The organism is Monashia sp. HAY1-11D (genome assembly GCF_056868035.1).
On sequence record NZ_CP200320.1, the window covers coordinates 2,666,063 to 2,680,178 of the forward strand.

Annotated in this window: 16 protein-coding genes, 3 tRNA genes and 1 pseudogene; 13 read left to right on the forward strand and 7 right to left on the reverse strand. The window is 73.0% G+C overall.

Annotated features, from left to right (window positions below; translation table 11 throughout):
* The first annotated feature begins 9 nt into the window (after positions 1–9).
* Positions 10–771 (forward strand): helical backbone metal receptor, encoded by a 762-nt coding sequence (locus AC1VM9_RS12270; RefSeq protein WP_483124008.1) that lies wholly within the window; start codon positions 10–12, stop codon positions 769–771.
* A 20-nt stretch (positions 772–791) separates the two neighbouring features.
* Here AC1VM9_RS12270 and AC1VM9_RS12275 read toward each other — a convergent pair whose 3' ends face one another.
* The 3 genes from AC1VM9_RS12275 to AC1VM9_RS12285 all read right to left on the reverse strand — a co-directional run bounded on the left by AC1VM9_RS12275 (position 792) and on the right by AC1VM9_RS12285 (position 3,251).
* The gene (locus tag AC1VM9_RS12275; RefSeq protein WP_483122859.1) at positions 792–2,036 is read right to left on the reverse strand and encodes a cupin domain-containing protein; all 1,245 of its coding nucleotides are present in this window, start codon (positions 2,034–2,036) and stop codon (positions 792–794) included.
* Between the two features lie 28 nt (positions 2,037–2,064).
* Positions 2,065–2,298, reverse strand: coding sequence for a BatC protein (locus AC1VM9_RS12280; protein ID WP_481341427.1), 234 nt, complete (start codon positions 2,296–2,298; stop codon positions 2,065–2,067).
* Positions 2,299–2,429: 131 nt separating this feature from the next.
* Entirely contained in the window at positions 2,430–3,251 is an 822-nt protein-coding gene (locus tag AC1VM9_RS12285) for an MBL fold metallo-hydrolase (protein WP_483122860.1), read from the reverse strand.
* Positions 3,252–3,310: 59 nt separating this feature from the next.
* On the opposite strand from AC1VM9_RS12285, the gene AC1VM9_RS12290 reads away from it, so the two are divergent.
* The 7 genes from AC1VM9_RS12290 (at position 3,311) to AC1VM9_RS12320 (ending at position 6,941) form a co-directional block, all read left to right on the forward strand.
* On the forward strand, positions 3,311–4,201 hold the full coding sequence (locus AC1VM9_RS12290) for a hypothetical protein (RefSeq protein WP_483122861.1): 891 nt from the start codon (positions 3,311–3,313) through the stop codon (positions 4,199–4,201).
* Between the two features lie 137 nt (positions 4,202–4,338).
* A tRNA-Thr gene (locus AC1VM9_RS12295) sits at positions 4,339–4,411 on the forward strand.
* Positions 4,412–4,467: 56 nt separating this feature from the next.
* Positions 4,468–4,544, forward strand: a tRNA-Met gene (locus AC1VM9_RS12300).
* Between the two features lie 164 nt (positions 4,545–4,708).
* A complete protein-coding gene (gene rpmG / locus AC1VM9_RS12305) occupies positions 4,709–4,879 on the forward strand; it encodes a 50S ribosomal protein L33 (RefSeq protein ID WP_076262121.1) in 171 nt (56 codons plus the stop codon).
* Positions 4,880–4,972: 93 nt separating this feature from the next.
* Positions 4,973–5,419, forward strand: coding sequence for an FAS1-like dehydratase domain-containing protein (locus AC1VM9_RS12310; RefSeq protein WP_481341430.1), 447 nt, complete (start codon positions 4,973–4,975; stop codon positions 5,417–5,419).
* The gene (locus AC1VM9_RS12315) at positions 5,419–5,862 is read left to right on the forward strand and encodes a MaoC/PaaZ C-terminal domain-containing protein (protein WP_481341431.1); all 444 of its coding nucleotides are present in this window, start codon (positions 5,419–5,421) and stop codon (positions 5,860–5,862) included. Before AC1VM9_RS12310 ends, AC1VM9_RS12315 begins: the two co-directional genes overlap by 1 nt.
* Before the next feature lie 5 nt (positions 5,863–5,867).
* Positions 5,868–6,941, forward strand: a complete 1,074-nt coding sequence (locus AC1VM9_RS12320; protein WP_483122863.1) for a UDP-N-acetylmuramate dehydrogenase — start codon at positions 5,868–5,870, stop codon at positions 6,939–6,941.
* Between the two features lie 75 nt (positions 6,942–7,016).
* Here AC1VM9_RS12320 and AC1VM9_RS12325 read toward each other — a convergent pair whose 3' ends face one another.
* The 4 genes from AC1VM9_RS12325 to AC1VM9_RS12340 form a co-directional block, all read right to left on the reverse strand.
* Positions 7,017–7,697, reverse strand: a complete 681-nt coding sequence (locus AC1VM9_RS12325) for a hypothetical protein (RefSeq protein WP_483122864.1) — start codon at positions 7,695–7,697, stop codon at positions 7,017–7,019.
* A gap of 200 nt (positions 7,698–7,897) precedes the next feature.
* Entirely contained in the window at positions 7,898–8,926 is a 1,029-nt protein-coding gene (locus tag AC1VM9_RS12330) for an adenosine deaminase (RefSeq protein WP_483122865.1), read from the reverse strand.
* Between the two features lie 229 nt (positions 8,927–9,155).
* A complete protein-coding gene (locus AC1VM9_RS12335) occupies positions 9,156–9,677 on the reverse strand; it encodes a DUF5709 domain-containing protein (RefSeq protein WP_481347423.1) in 522 nt (173 codons plus the stop codon).
* Complete coding sequence (locus AC1VM9_RS12340; protein ID WP_483122867.1) at positions 9,674–11,020, reverse strand: aspartate aminotransferase type Ic; 1,347 nt, start codon at positions 11,018–11,020, stop codon at positions 9,674–9,676. The genes AC1VM9_RS12335 and AC1VM9_RS12340 overlap by 4 nt, the downstream gene beginning before the upstream one ends.
* Positions 11,021–11,200: 180 nt before the next feature.
* On the opposite strand from AC1VM9_RS12340, the gene AC1VM9_RS12345 reads away from it, so the two are divergent.
* From AC1VM9_RS12345 to rplA, 5 genes and pseudogenes are all read left to right on the forward strand, one after another.
* Positions 11,201–11,273, forward strand: a tRNA-Trp gene (locus AC1VM9_RS12345).
* Between the two features lie 100 nt (positions 11,274–11,373).
* Positions 11,374–11,643 (forward strand): preprotein translocase subunit SecE, encoded by a 270-nt coding sequence (secE, locus tag AC1VM9_RS12350; protein ID WP_481340666.1) that lies wholly within the window; start codon positions 11,374–11,376, stop codon positions 11,641–11,643.
* 100 nt (positions 11,644–11,743) lie between these two features.
* Positions 11,744–12,604: a transcription termination/antitermination protein NusG gene (gene nusG / locus AC1VM9_RS12355; protein ID WP_483122868.1), complete on the forward strand. Its 861-nt coding sequence runs from the start codon at positions 11,744–11,746 to the stop codon at positions 12,602–12,604.
* 107 nt (positions 12,605–12,711) lie between these two features.
* Positions 12,712–13,137, forward strand: a pseudogene (gene rplK / locus AC1VM9_RS12360) (50S ribosomal protein L11); the annotation flags it as partial.
* Positions 13,138–13,307: 170 nt separating this feature from the next.
* Complete coding sequence (rplA, locus tag AC1VM9_RS12365; protein WP_481340669.1) at positions 13,308–14,027, forward strand: 50S ribosomal protein L1; 720 nt, start codon at positions 13,308–13,310, stop codon at positions 14,025–14,027.
* Positions 14,028–14,116: the final 89 nt, after the last annotated feature.

Sequence of the window (14,116 nt, forward strand, 5' to 3'; positions counted from 1 at the left end):
CAAGCCGTGATGCTCGTCGACGACCTCGGGGCGCCGGTGCCGCTCGCGGCTCCCGCCCGCCGCGTCGTGTCGCTCGTCCCCTCGATCACCGAGGCCCTCGCGGCGACGCTCCCGCACGTGCTCGTCGGTGCCACCGACTGGTGCACGCACCCGGCGGGCCTTGCGGTGCAGCGGGTCCGGGGGACCAAGAACCCCGACCTGCGTGCCGTCTCGGCGCTGGGCCCCGACCTCGTCGTGGCCAACAAGGAGGAGAACCGGCGGCTGGACGTCCAGCGGATGCGCGAGGCCGGGCTCACGGTGTGGGTCACCGACGTCGAGACGGTCCCGGGCGCGCTCGACTCGCTCGAGCGGCTGTTCGCCGAGGCTCTCGGCGTCCCCGCACCCGGCTGGCTGCGCGCGGCTCGGGACGAGTGGTGCGGTCCCGTGCCCGAGCCGGCGCTCGAGGTGGCGGTGGCGGTCTGGCGGGACCCGTGGATGGCCGTCGGACGCGACACCTTCACCGGCGACGTCGTGGCCCGGCTCGGCTGGCACAACGTCCTGTCCGAGCACGAGGACCGGTACCCGCACGTGGACCTCGAGGACCTCGACCGCGAAGGCGTGGACGTCGTCCTGCTGCCGGACGAGCCGTACGTGTTCACGGACGCGGACGGCCCCGAGGCGTTCCGGCGCACCCGCACGGCGCTCGTGAGCGGCCGGTTGCTCACGTGGTACGGCCCGTCCCTCGTCGGCGCCCGCCGCCCCCTCCTCGACGCGGTGGCCCGCGCCTCCTGAGCCAGGACGCCGAGACCGGTTCAGTCGTCGAGGACGACGACACCGGCCAGGAGCAGGCGGCGGGCCAGGTCCAGCCCCACCATGTCGGCCCGCAGCACGCCGTCGTCGAGGAGTGCGACGAGCGTTCCCACGTCGTGCCGGCCGACGCTGAGGTCAGGCAGCCGGCTGGTCAGGCGCGCCCCACCGTCCGGCTCGGCGTGCAGCCGGGCCCCGAGGTGCGGTCGCAGCCGCAGGGCCGACCCGCCGTGGAGCGACTCGGCGGCCGCGACCTGCGCGAGCGGCCCCAGCGGTGCCGCGCGCTGGGCCTGGCACGAGCGGCGCTGCAGGGCGGTGACGACCTCCCCGGCCGGGACGGCTCGGAGCGCGTCGACGAGCGCTTCGCGGGCCACCTCGATGTCGTCTGTGAGGGCTGCCGCGTCCGGTCCGCCCGGTGACGGCGGGAGGCTGGCCCGGACCCGCTCGGCGTCGCTCGCCCGCTCGAGCGCGAGGGTCAGCAGCTCGTCGGCGAGGTGCCGTCGCGTCCACACGTGGATGCCCAGGGTGAGGTGCGCGCTCACCCCACCGAGGGCGGTGGCCGAGTGGATCCACCCGCGCGGGAGGTAGAGCACGTCGCCGGGCCGCAGGGTGGTCTCGTGCAGCGGCTCGTGCCGGGCCGCCTCCTCGACGTCGGCGCGGTGGTCGGTCCAGGGGTCGTCGCGCAGGGGAGCGGGTCGCACGGGCGGGCGCAGCCGCCACCGCTTCTCGCCCGAGGTCTGGATGACGAACACGTCGTGCACGTCGTAGTGGTCGTCGAAGCCGCGGCTCTGGCGGGGGGTGACGTAGGCGTTGGCCTGTACCGGGTGCCCCAGGTCGTCGGCCAGCTGCTGGGAGAAGTCGATGACGGGCCCCCACGTGCGGTGCAGGCCCTGCAGGACGATGGTGGCCCCCGAGGCGAAGAGGCCGAGCAGCCTGTCGTCGCTGACCTGGTCGGCGATGCCTGCCCCGACGCCGCCTCCGGCGGTGAACTCGCGGTCACCGAGGGTGCGGCCCTCGCGCGCGACCCGGACGAACGGCGTACGCAGCCCACGCCGGGACACCAGCTCGTCGACGTCGCCGAGGCGGAGCAGGTCCGCCGCCCCGTCGGGAAGCTGCTCGGCGCGCGACACGAGGGGTCGCCGGGCCCAGTGCTCGCGGGCGAACGCAGCCCGGGAGAGGGGGACCAGGCAGGCGAGAGCCGAGTGCCCGCGCGACTGCAGGGGCACCCGGCTGGTGGTGTCGAGGGTCATCGCGACCCGGCCGCCCGTGGTGACGCGGTCACTCGGCGCTGCCGTCGGCCCCGCCGTCGCTCGTGCCGGTGTCGGCGCCACCGTCGGCCGGACCCTCGGCGCCGCCGTCGGCACCGCCGTCCTGCGTCCCGGTGTCGGCGCCGCCGTCAGCGGGACCCTCGGCGCCGCCGTCGGCACCGCCGTCCTGGCTGGTCACGTCGGCGCCACCGTCAGCGGGGCCCTCCGTGGTGGGGTCCTCGGACGAGAGTGGCATGTCGGTCATGGCGTCCTCCTCCACTGGTGCGGCGCCGGACGACGCCGTCACGAGCCACCTACCCGTTCCAGGGCCCGACCGCACGCGGCCGAACGCGGCCGAACGCGGCCGAACGCGGGCCCGGCGCGTGAGGTCAGGTGTCAGGTCAGGTGGTCGAAGTCCCCACGCGTCCAGGCCGCGTGCCGGTCGGCCGAGACGCGCAGCACCTCCTTGGCGTGGGCGCCGACGACGGCGCCGAAGTTGTTGTACAGCCGGTCGAAGTGCAGGCCCTCGAGCTGAGCGGCGATGCGCTGGACCACGGCGCCGGACAAGGGGATCCGGTTCGGGTAGCTGCGCATGAAGCTGACCGTCCGCCCGTCCGGGTTGGGGAAGACGGCGTCACCGGCGAGCAGGACGCCGCGGCCGTCGTTGCCCGTGGACCATTGCACGACGGCCTGGCCGCGGAAGTGCCCACCGACGCGGTGCAGCGTCAGCCCGGGGGCCACCTGGCGGCTCTCGCCCCACAGCTCGAGGAGCGGGTCGCGGCGTCGGACCCACTCGGCGTCGCGCTCGTTGACGAGCACCGGCACGCCGCCGAGCCGCCTGGCCCACTCGGTCTGCACGCCGTACATGTGCGGGTGGCTCGCGGCGACCGCGAGCACCGGGCCGATGGCGCGGACCTGCTCCAGCGCCGCGTCGTCGACGTAGCCGACGCAGTCGAACAGGAGCACGCCCTCGGGGACCCGCACGACCATGGTCTGCTGCCCGATCCCCACCTCCGGCTCGGCACGCAGGCCCCAGAGGCCGGGCTCGACCTCGGCGACGCTGATGCGGGTGCCGGCCCGGCACAGCTGGTCCAGGGTCGTCCACCGCTGGCCGTCGGAGGGCACCCACTGGCGCTCGTCCTCGCAGATGGCGCACGTCTCGGGCGGTTCGGGCAGGTCGTCGGTCTCGACGGCGCACGTCACACAGATCCAGGTCACCGGCCCAGCCTGCCCGTCGCTGCCGCGCCGCACCACCCGGTTTGCGGGAGGATGCACGGGTGATCCTGCACCTGCGCGCCGCCGTCGAGGAGCTGTACGCCGAGAGCCCCGCGCGGTTCACGGCGCGCCGGTCCGAGCTGGCGGCGCAGGCCAAGGAGGCCGGTGACAAGGACCTCGCCGCAGCGGTCACCGCACTGCGCAAACCGACGGTCGCCGCATGGGCGGTCAACCACTTCGTCCGCACGTGCCGCGACGAGCTCGACGAGCTGCGTTCGTTCGCCGAGCTGCTCCGCGAGGCCCAGCGCACCCTCGACGCCGACCAGCTGCGCCTGCTGGGCCGCGAGCGGTCCCGGCGCGTCGACGCCGTCGCCGAACGCGTCGCGCAGGAGGCCGCGGCCGCCGGCCAGCGGATGGGCGCGAGCGTGGCGGCCGAGGTGCGCGACACCCTCACCGCACTCATCGCCGACGAGGACGCCGAGGCCACGGTGCTCACCGGGGCCCTCGTCAAGGCGCTCAGCTACTCGGGCTTCGGCTCCGTCGACCTCGCGGACGCCGTGGCCCTCGACGACCTGTCGGCCGACGCCGCCGGGGCCGCCGGAGCCGCCGGGCGCCCGAGCCTGTCCGTCCTCGACGGCGGTGGCGGTGACGCCGTCGACCTCGAGGAGCGCCGTCGGGCCCGGCGCACCGCCGAACGCGAGCGTCTGTCGTCCGCGCTGGAGTCGGCTCGTGAGGCGCTGCGCTCCGCCGACCGGCACGTCGCCGTCCTGACGGCTCGCGAGGAGGAGGTCACCGAGGGCATCGCCGACCTCGAGCGCCGTCTCGCGACGGCACGCGAGCGGCTGGCCAAGGTCGGCGCGGAGCTCGCCGAGGCGACGGCCGAGCGGGACGCCCGCGAGACCGCCGAGGCCGCGGCCCGCCGGGCGCTCGAGGACCACGACGCCGCCGGCTGAGCCTCCCACGGGCCGGGTGGGCACCCCTCCCGTGGCCGCCCCGCCGATTTCGTATCCGCGCCTCGGACCGTGTAGTCTCACCGACGCACAGCAGGTCGAACTGGGCCCCGCGCCGCGGGTTCCGATCGTTCGGCCGTGCCCCAATAGCTCAGTCGGCAGAGCGTTTCCATGGTAAGGAAAAGGTCTAGGGTTCGATTCCCTATTGGGGCTCTGGTCGGTCGGTCCCCGGGCAGCCCGCGCGAGCGGGTCCGGTGCCGGCAGCCCATGGCGGGGTAGCTCAGCTGGTTAGAGCGCACGACTCATAATCGTGAGGTCGCGGGATCGAGCCCCGCTCCCGCTACCACGGAGCGCGACGGTCCACGGATTTCTCGATTCGCCGGGCCGTCACGTAACCTTGTACGTCGCGTCCTCGTGCCGAGGCGTGGGGTCACCCCCGGGCACGCGCGCGACAGCCCGTCGCAGGACGACCCGATACATCCCAGCACGTTCCCGAAAGAGCAGGTTGCCGTGGCCAGCAAGAGCAGCGACGTCCGTCCGAAGATCACGATGGCGTGTGTGGACTGCAAGGACCGCAACTACATCACGAAGAAGAACCGTCGGAACAACCCCGACCGTCTCTCCTTCAACAAGTTCTGCCCGAAGTGCGGCAAGCACACGGAGCACCGCGAGACCCGCTGACGCGGACTGCTCTTCACGCGTCACCACACGACCGCTCCCTCGGCCACCCGGCCGGGGGAGCGGTCGTCGTCCACCGGTCGATAGGCTGCCCGCATGCCGGTGAACGAAGACTTCCAGGGCCGGGTGTACCCGCCCACCGACACCTACCGCGTCAGTGCGGCCAAGATCCGCGAGTTCGCCGAGGCCGTCGGATCCACCGACCCGGTCCACGTCGACGTCGACGTCGCGCGGGCCCGCGGCTACGCCGACGTCATCGCGCCGCCGACCTTCGCGGTCCTCATCGCCCAGCAGTGCGACGCCCAGCTGATCCGCGACCCGGAGGCCGGCATCGACTTCTCCCGGGTCGTCCACGGCGAGCAGCGCTTCACCCACCACCGGCCGCTGACCGCCGGCGACGCCGTCGTCGGCACCCTGCACGTCGACACGGTCCGCGAGGCCGGTGGCCACGCCATGGTCACGACGCGCACCGAGCTGGCCACCGAGGACGGCGAGGCCGTGTGCACGGCCACGTCCACCATCGTCATCCGAGGAGGCGAGTGATGAGCAGCGACACCACCACCGGCGTGCGCGCCCTGGCCTCCGTGTCGGTCGGCGACGCCCTGCCGCCGCGCACGGTGCACGTCGACCGCCCTCGCCTCGTGCAGTACGCCGGCGCGTCCCTCGACCGCAACCGGATCCACTGGGACGAGCGGTTCGCCAAGGAGGTCGGGCTGCCCGACGTCATCGCTCACGGGATGTTCACCATGGGCTCGGCGGTCACCGTCGTCACCGACTGGGTCGGCGACGCCGGCCGCGTCGTCGAGTACGGCGTCCGGTTCACCAAGCCCGTCGTCGTGCCCTACGACACCGGTGCCGACATCGACGTCTCGGGCGTCGTCAAGGCCGTCGACGCCGAGACGGGCCGCGTCACCGTCGAGCTGACCGCGACGTGCGGCGGCGAGAAGGTGCTCGGCCGCGCGCTCGCCGTCGCCCGCCTCGACTGAGCCTCGTGCGCGAGCAACACGGCGTCCCGCTCGCCGGGCTGACGACGATGCGGGTCGGCGGCCCTGCCGCGCGTCTCGTCACCGTGACGACCACCGACGAGCTCGTCGACGCCGTCCGCGAGGTCGACGACGCCGACGAGCCGCTGCTGCTGCTGTCGGGCGGCTCCAACCTCGTCGTGGCCGACGACGGCTTCGCCGGCACCGTCGTGCGCGTCGCGACCTCCGGCATCGCTCCGGAGTCGGCCGACTGGTGCGGCGGGGCCGTCGTGCGCGTGGCCGCGGGTGAGGACTGGGACGGCGTCGTCGACCGGTTCGTCGGTGAGGGCTGGGCGGGCGTCGAGGCGCTGAGCGGGATCCCCGGGCTCACGGGCGCGACCCCGGTCCAGAACGTCGGCGCCTACGGCCAGGACGTGTCGCAGACCGTCTACCAGGTGCGCACGTGGGACCGGCGTGACCAGGTCGTGCGCACCTTCGCCAACGCCGACTGCGCCTTCACCTACCGGCACTCCCTCTTCAAGGGCACGAGCCGCTACGTCGTCCTCGACGTCGTCTTCCAGCTCGAGGTGGCCGACCTCTCGCGGCCCGTCGCCTACGCGGCGCTCGCCGAGGGCCTCGGCGTCGAGCTGGGCACCCGCGTGCCGCTCGCCGACGCCCGTGCCGCGGTCCTGGAGCAACGCCGCCGCCGCGGCATGGTCCTCGACGGCGACGACCCCGACACGTGGTCGTGCGGCTCGTTCTTCACCAACCCGGTCCTGAGCCGGCGCGAGTTCGACGACCTCGTCGAGCGCGTCGGTGAACGGCTCGGCTACGAGGGCCCGACGCCGCCGCGGTTCCCCGAGCCCGACGGGCGCGTCAAGACCAGCGCCGCCTGGCTCATCGACCAGGCCGGGTTCGGCAAGGGCTACGGGCTCCCCGGACCGGCGTCGTTGTCCACGAAGCACACGCTCGCGGTGACCAACCGCGGCGGGGCGAGGGCCGCCGACGTGCTCGCCCTCGCGCGACGGGTGCGCGACGGCGTCCACGAGGCCTTCGGCGTGACGCTCGTCAACGAGCCGGTGCTCGTGGGTGAGCGTCTCTAGACCGCGCGCCACCCGGGGACGCGGGCGGCCCGGCTCCCGTAGGAGTCCGGGGCCGCGGACGAGCCCAGCACCGGGTCAGCGGGTCAGCTGCACCCAGAACATCCGCGCCTTGATGGTCTTGTCGGTCGTGCTGACCTTGTACGGCGGACGGTTGTACTGGAGCCGCAGCGACGTCGACGTGCCGCGGTCGACCTTGAAGAAGAGCCAGCCGCGCTCGGTCTGGCCGCGCTTCGCGGCGCCCAGGGGGATCGCGTGGTAGGCCTTGCCGAACTCGGCCGTCGCGGCCACGGTCTGAGGGGGGCTCGTGGCCACGAGCGAGATCATCGTCGGGCTGAGCGTCGCGGAGTACCGCGAGCCCGCGTCGAGCTGCACCTTGACCCCGACGATCTCGAAGGCCTCGGCCCCGACCGGCTGGTTGGCCGGGAACGGCAGGTTGCGCGAGATCTTGAGCGCGGTGATGGTGTGGCCGAGGTCGGGGTCCTTGATGACGGCCTTGAGGTCCTTGGTGGAGAAGGCCGGAGGGGTCGTCGGCGCTGCGCTCGTCGTCGAGGTCGTCGCCTCGGGCGTCGTCGTGGACGTGCTCGGGGCCGACGTGCCGGCGGGTGCGCCCTGGGTGGGCTCGGACGTCACGGGGGCCTCGCCGCTGCACGCGGCGAGGGCGAGGAGGGGAGCGGCCAGACCGACGACGGCGAGGCGTCGCAGCCGGGCACGCAGGGCGGTCGGGGGACGTGCGGGGATGGGGGTCTGCGTCTTCATCTTCCCGACAGCATGACCGCGCGCCCCAGCCTCGGGCAAACTCGCGCCGCCCCGCGGACCCGTCCGGCCGTCGCCGGGCCGGCCCGCGGACGGTCCGGAGCGTCCCGGTCTGTCCGTGTCCGGGGCGGGTGTGGGGCGGGTCCGTGGCGCGTCCGTGGCGGGTCGGTGGCGGGTCGTGCGGATGGGTGGGGCCGACGGGCTCACGCCCCGGCGTCGAGCCAGGCGGCCACGTCCTCGAGCGCCTGCTTGCGCACCCGTTCCGGTGCGAGGCTGGCCTCCAGCGAGCCCCTGGCCAGCGCGGCCAGGCCCGCGTCGTCGAACCCGAGGTCGCGGGCCGCGGCGTACTGGGCGGCGAGCCGCGACCCGAACAGCAGGGGGTCGTCGGCCCCGAGGGCGACCCGCACCCCGGCGTCGACGATCTGCCGCAGCGGCACGTCGGCCGGATCGGCGTACACGCCGAGCGCGACGTTGCTGCCCGGGCACACCTCGAGGGTGACGCCCGCCTCGGCGACGGCGTCGAGCACCTGCGGGTCCTCGACACAGCGCACCCCGTGGCCGATGCGGTTCGGGGAGAGTGCCTCCAGCGTCTCCATGACGGCCTGGGCGCCGAGCAGCTCGCCGCCGTGCGGCACGAGCACGAGGCCCGCCCGTCGGGCGATCTCGAAGGCGTGCGCGAACTCGGCGGTGCTCCCGCGCCGTTCGTCGTTGCTCAGGCCGAACCCGACGACGTGGCCCGGCTCGTCGCCGGCATACCTCGCCGCGAGCCTCGCGAGCGTGCGGGCCTCGAGGGGATGGCGCATGCGGCTGGCCGCCACGACGACGCCGACGCCGATGCGGCCCGATGCCGAGACGGACCGTGCCTCGTCGAGGACGACCTCGAGCGCGGGCGTCAGGCCGCCGACGAACGGCGCGTACGACGTCGGGTCGACCTGGATCTCGAGCCAGCGCGACCCCTCGGCGGCGTCGTCCTCGGCGGCCTCCCGCACGATGCGGCGCATGTCCGCCTCACCGCGCACGCAGCTGCGGGCGGCGTCGTAGAGGCGCTGGAAGCGGAACCAGCCCCGCTCGTCGGTGGCCCGCGCCAGGCGGGGCGGCCACGCACCGAGGAGCGCGTCCGGCAGCCGCATCCCGTGCGTCTCGGCGAGCTCGCGCACCGTCGCGACGCGCATCGACCCGGTGAAGTGCAGGTGCAGGTGGGCCTTGGGCAGGGCCCGCACGTCGCGCGTCATGGCCGACAGCATGGCACCGCGCCGGCCGCAGCCCGAGGACCGGCGTTTCGCGCGCTTCTGAACGGAGCGCGCGAAAGCCGGTCGGTGCGCGGGAAATGTCGCGCGCCCGAACCTGGATTCGCGCGCTTCTGGACGGAGCGCGCGAAACGTGGTCGGAGCGCGGGAAATGTCGCGCGCCGGAACCTGGATTCGCGCGCCGACGCGGCCGCGTCGTGCGTTGCGTCCGGGGTCAGCGGTCCTCGGGCTCGTCCGCGATCTCGTCGACGACGTGCACCGCGGCCTCCTCGGCGGACGCGGCAGCCCCGTCGATCCCGACGTCGGTGGCCCACACCTGCTTCTCGGCGTCCTCGTGCGCCCCCTCGTCGTCGGCGACGAGGCGACCGGCGCGCTGGTCGCCGACCTCGTTGTCACCGAGCCAGTCGTCCTCGGCCGCGATGGAGTCGGGGTCGTCACCGCCGAGGCGGTCCTCGTCGAGGCCGCTCTCGTTCTCGGGCCGCCCGTACGCCGAGGCGGGGTCGGGCTCCTCCTGCAGGATGCGCTGGTCGATCGTCTCGTCGAGGGACTGCTCGTAGGCGGTCGTCCCGAACGCGTCGGTGCCTCGCTCGGTCTCGGGCGGGGAGTAGCCCCGGTCCAGCGGGTCGTCGACGTCCTCGTCGTCCAGGTCCTCGATGTTCGAGGGCTGGTCCTCGTCGTCGACGCTGTAGGTCGTCAGGTCGTCGCTGATGCTCTCGTCGGGCCCGGTGTCGCTCACCGTGTCGCTCCTTCCGCGGCGGGGGCGGTGCTCTGCGAGGTCCCTACCCCGGCTGCACGCTCCCGTGTCACCTTCTCGGCGGCGGCGAGGGCCACGCACGTCGCGACGCCCGCCATGGCGGTGCGGACCTCCTCGAGGGTCGGGAAGGTCGGGGCGAGGCGGATGTTGCGGTCGCGCGGGTCCTGACCGTGCGGGAACGAGGCCCCCGCCGGGGTCAGGGCGATGCCGGCCGCCTTGGCCAGCTCGACGACGCGCGAGGCCGTGCCGTCGAGCACGTCGAGGTTGACGAAGTAGCCGCCGGTCGGGTGGCTCCACGTGGCCACCTCGAGCCCCGCCAGGCCCGCGGTCAGGGCCTCGTCGACGGCGGCGAACTTCGGGGCGATGATCTCGCGGTGCCGGCGCATGTGCGCGCGGACGCCGTCGGCGTCGCGGAAGAACTCGACGTGGCGCAGGTGGTTGACCTTGTCGGGACCGATCGAGGCCATCGACAGGTGCTTGAGGTACCACCGGACGGTGGCCTCGCTCGCCGCGAGGACCGCGACGCCCGCCCCCGCGAAGGTGATCTTCGAGGTCGAGGCGAACATGATCGGCCGGTTCGGGTTCCCCGAGGCGGCCGCCAGCGTGAGGATGTCCGCACTCTTGGCCTCGTCGTCGGTGAGGTGGTGGAACGCGTAGGCGTTGTCCCAGAAGATCGTGAAGTCCGGCGCCGCGGTCGGCATCGCGGCGAGGCGGGCCGCGACCTCCTGCGACACGACGGCCCCCGTCGGGTTGGCGTAGGTCGGCACGACCCAGATGCCCTTGACGGTCGGGTCGTCCTTGACGAGCGCCTCGACGGCCGCCATGTCCGGGCCGTCGTCGTGCATGTCGACGTTGACCATCTCGATGCCGAGCTCGGCGAGCATCGAGAAGTGGCGGTCGTAGCCGGGCACGGGGCAGATGAACTTCACGGCGGGCTCCTGCGACCACGGCCGCGGCGAGCCGACGCCGCCGAACAGGAGCAGGTCGACGACCGTCGTGTACATCATCGTCAGGCTCGAGTTGCCGCCGGCGACGACCTGCGAGGCGTCGACCCCGAGCAGGTCGGCGAAGATCTCGCGCAGCTCGGACAGCCCCTCGAGGCCGCCGTAGTTGCGGACGTCGACGCCGCCGCGGTCCTTCGTCGTCGTCGGCAGCCGGAGCAGGTCGTCGGACAGGTCCAGCTGGGCGCTCGAGGGCTTGCCGCGCGTCAGGTCCAGCGTGAGGCTGCGGTCCTTCAGGGCCGCATAGGCTGCCTGCTGCTCCGTGAGGAAGGCGGCGAGGTCGTCGTCGGACAGGGACGCGAGGGGGCTGCGCGAGTTCGTCACGTCCACGATCCTGCCACCGGGTGCGCGACCCGAGCAGGGCGGTCCGCATGCCGGTGGTGTGGCGCCGCGACGGCCGGTTCGCGTCGGACCGATCCGTCCCGTATGATCGTCGCTCGGACGGCTGACGCTGGCCATGCTGTCGCATGCCGTCCCGCCGCGGTCGCCCCACGACCACGGCGAAGGGCAATAGCTCAATTGGTAGAGCACTGGTCTCCAAAACCAGCGGTTGGGGGTTCGAGTCCCTCTTGCCCTGCGCATCCCAGTGATGTGGTCGTCGTGCAAGGCGGCACGCGGCTCCTGCCCCGGACCTCGGGGCCTGTCGCGGGCCGTTTCCCAGGCAGAAAGTAGGAATCGTGACGGAGACGAGCGCCAAGCGCGGGTCCGGCCGGGCCGGCCAGGCTCGCGGCGGCAACCCGCTGTCGCGGTTCTTCGGTGCGATGAGCCTCTTCGTCCGGCAGATCCTCGACGAGCTGCGCAAGGTCGTGCGTCCCACGGGTCCCGAGCTCGTGCGGTACACGACGGTCGTCGTGGTCTTCGTCGTGGTCATGATGGCCCTGGTGTCGGCGCTCGACTTCGGTCTGAGCAAGCTGATCTCGTGGGTCCTCACCGGTTCGACGACCTAGGTCGCGCATCGGGCCGGGCGCGCGGGACACGGCCGCCCCCGTCACCGGGAGTCAGCCCAGCCGCACCGGCTGGTCCACGAGCAAGGAAGTAGGTCAGAGCGTGTCCGAGCAGTTCGCCCCGCAGGGCGCCCCGAACGGCGAGAACACCGAGAGCGACGTCGTCGAGCCGCTGGTCGACGCGTCCGACGCCTCGGTCGACGCCGCGGGTGAGGACACCGCCGACGTGACTCTCGACGAGACGACCGGTGAGGTCGCCCAGGGCGCCGCGGACGCCGAGGGCGACGCGGACGTCGACGCCGAGGGCGACGCGGACGCCGAGGGCGACGCCGACGGTGCCGGCGCGCCGGAGAGCGCCGACCCCGTCGCGGACTTCAAGCGTGACCTGCGGATGCGTGACGGCGACTGGTTCGTCGTGCACTCGTACGCGGGCTACGAGAACCGGGTCAAGGCCAACCTCGAGACGCGCATCCAGACCCTCAACATGGAGGACTTCATCTTCGAGATCGAGGTGCCCATGGAGGAGGTCACCGAGATCAAGAACGGCCAGAAGAAGCAGGTCCGCCGCGTCCGGATGCCCGGGTACGTCCTCGTGCGCATGGACCTCACCGACGAGAGCTGGGGCGCCGTGCGCCACACGCCGGGCGTGACCGGTTTCGTCGGCAACGCCCACCAGCCCGTGCCGCTGTCCGTCGACGAGGTGTTCACGATGCTCGCGCCGAGCCTCGAGGCCGCCGCCCCCGCCGGTGGCGCCGCCGCGGCTGCGTCGAGCGCGCCGAAGGACGTGCGGGTCGTCGACTTCGAGGTCGGCGAGTCCGTCACCGTCATGGAGGGCCCGTTCGAGACCCTCCCCGCCACGATCTCCGAGATCAACACCGACACCCAGAAGCTCAAGGTGCTGGTCTCGATCTTCGGCCGGGAGACCCCGGTCGAGCTGTCCTTCGGCCAGGTCGCCAAGATCTGACCGACCGGACCACGCGGTCCGCACCATCGCCCCCGCGGCACCCCGCGGAGGCATGCAACCGGGTCATCGCCCACGGCGTCGGCCCACAACGAAGAAGGTAGGCACCCATGCCCCCCAAGAAGAAGGTCTCCGGCTTCATCAAGCTGCAGATCCAGGCCGGTCAGGCCACGCCCGCTCCGCCGGTCGGCCCGGCCCTTGGCCAGCACGGCGTCAACATCATGGAGTTCGTCAAGGCGTACAACGCCGCGACGGAGGCCCAGCGCGGCAACGTCATCCCGGTCGAGATCACGGTCTACGAGGACCGCTCGTTCACGTTCGTCACCAAGACGCCGCCGGCCGCCGAGCTCATCAAGAAGGCCGCCGGTGTGGCCAAGGGCTCCGGCGAGCCGCACAAGACGAAGGTCGCCAAGCTCTCGCGCGACCAGGTCCTCGAGATCGCCCGCCAGAAGATGGAGGACCTCAACGCCCACGACGAGGAGATGGCGGCGCGCATCATCGCCGGCACCGCTCGCTCGATGGGCATCGACACCGAGCTTCTGAGAGCCCGGGTCACCCTGATGTCGGGAGCCCGCCCCCTCGGGGGCGGGCCGCCCGAACCGAGCCGCACGGCACACCGGCCACCGAGGCCGGCCCCCGGCCGGCGGCTCCGTGGGAGACCAGCGCACGGTCGCACCACGACTCCACGAAACAGCAAGGAGCAGTCATGAAGCGCAGCAAGAACTACCGCGCAGCCGCCGAGCTCATCACGCCCGGCAAGGTCTACGCGCCCCTCGAGGCCGTCCGCGTCGCCAAGCAGACGGCCAAGGCCAAGTACGACGAGACCGTCGAGGTGGCCTTCCGCCTCGGCGTCGACCCGCGCAAGGCCGACCAGGCCGTCCGTGGCACCGTCAACCTGCCGCACGGCACGGGCAAGACGGCCCGCGTCCTCGTGTTCGCCAACGCCGACAAGGCCGAGGCTGCCCGTGAGGCCGGCGCCGAGTACGTCGGCTCGGACGACATGCTAGAGAAGGTCCAGGGCGGCTGGCTCGACTTCGACGCCGTCGTCGCGACGCCCGACATGATGGGCAAGGTCGGTCGACTCGGCAAGGTCCTCGGCCCGCGCGGTCTCATGCCGAACCCGAAGACCGGCACGGTCACGATGGACGTCGCCAAGGCCGTCACCGACATCAAGGGCGGCAAGATCGAGTTCCGCGTCGACAAGCACGCGAACCTCCACTTCATCATCGGCAAGGCCTCCTTCGACGAGAAGTCGCTCGTCGAGAACTACGCCGCGGCGCTCGAGGAGATCCTGCGTCTCAAGCCGGCCAGCTCGAAGGGCCGCTACATCGAGAAGGCCACCATCTCCACGACGATGGGCCCCGGCATCCCGCTCGACTTCAGCAAGACGCGCAACCTCCTCGTCGAGGAGGACGCGACCGCCTGAGGTCGCTCCACGCCCTCGGTCACCGACGGCCCACGGCCGGTCCGACGCCAGAGCCCGCCACCCCTCGGGTGGCGGGCTCTGCTCGTGTC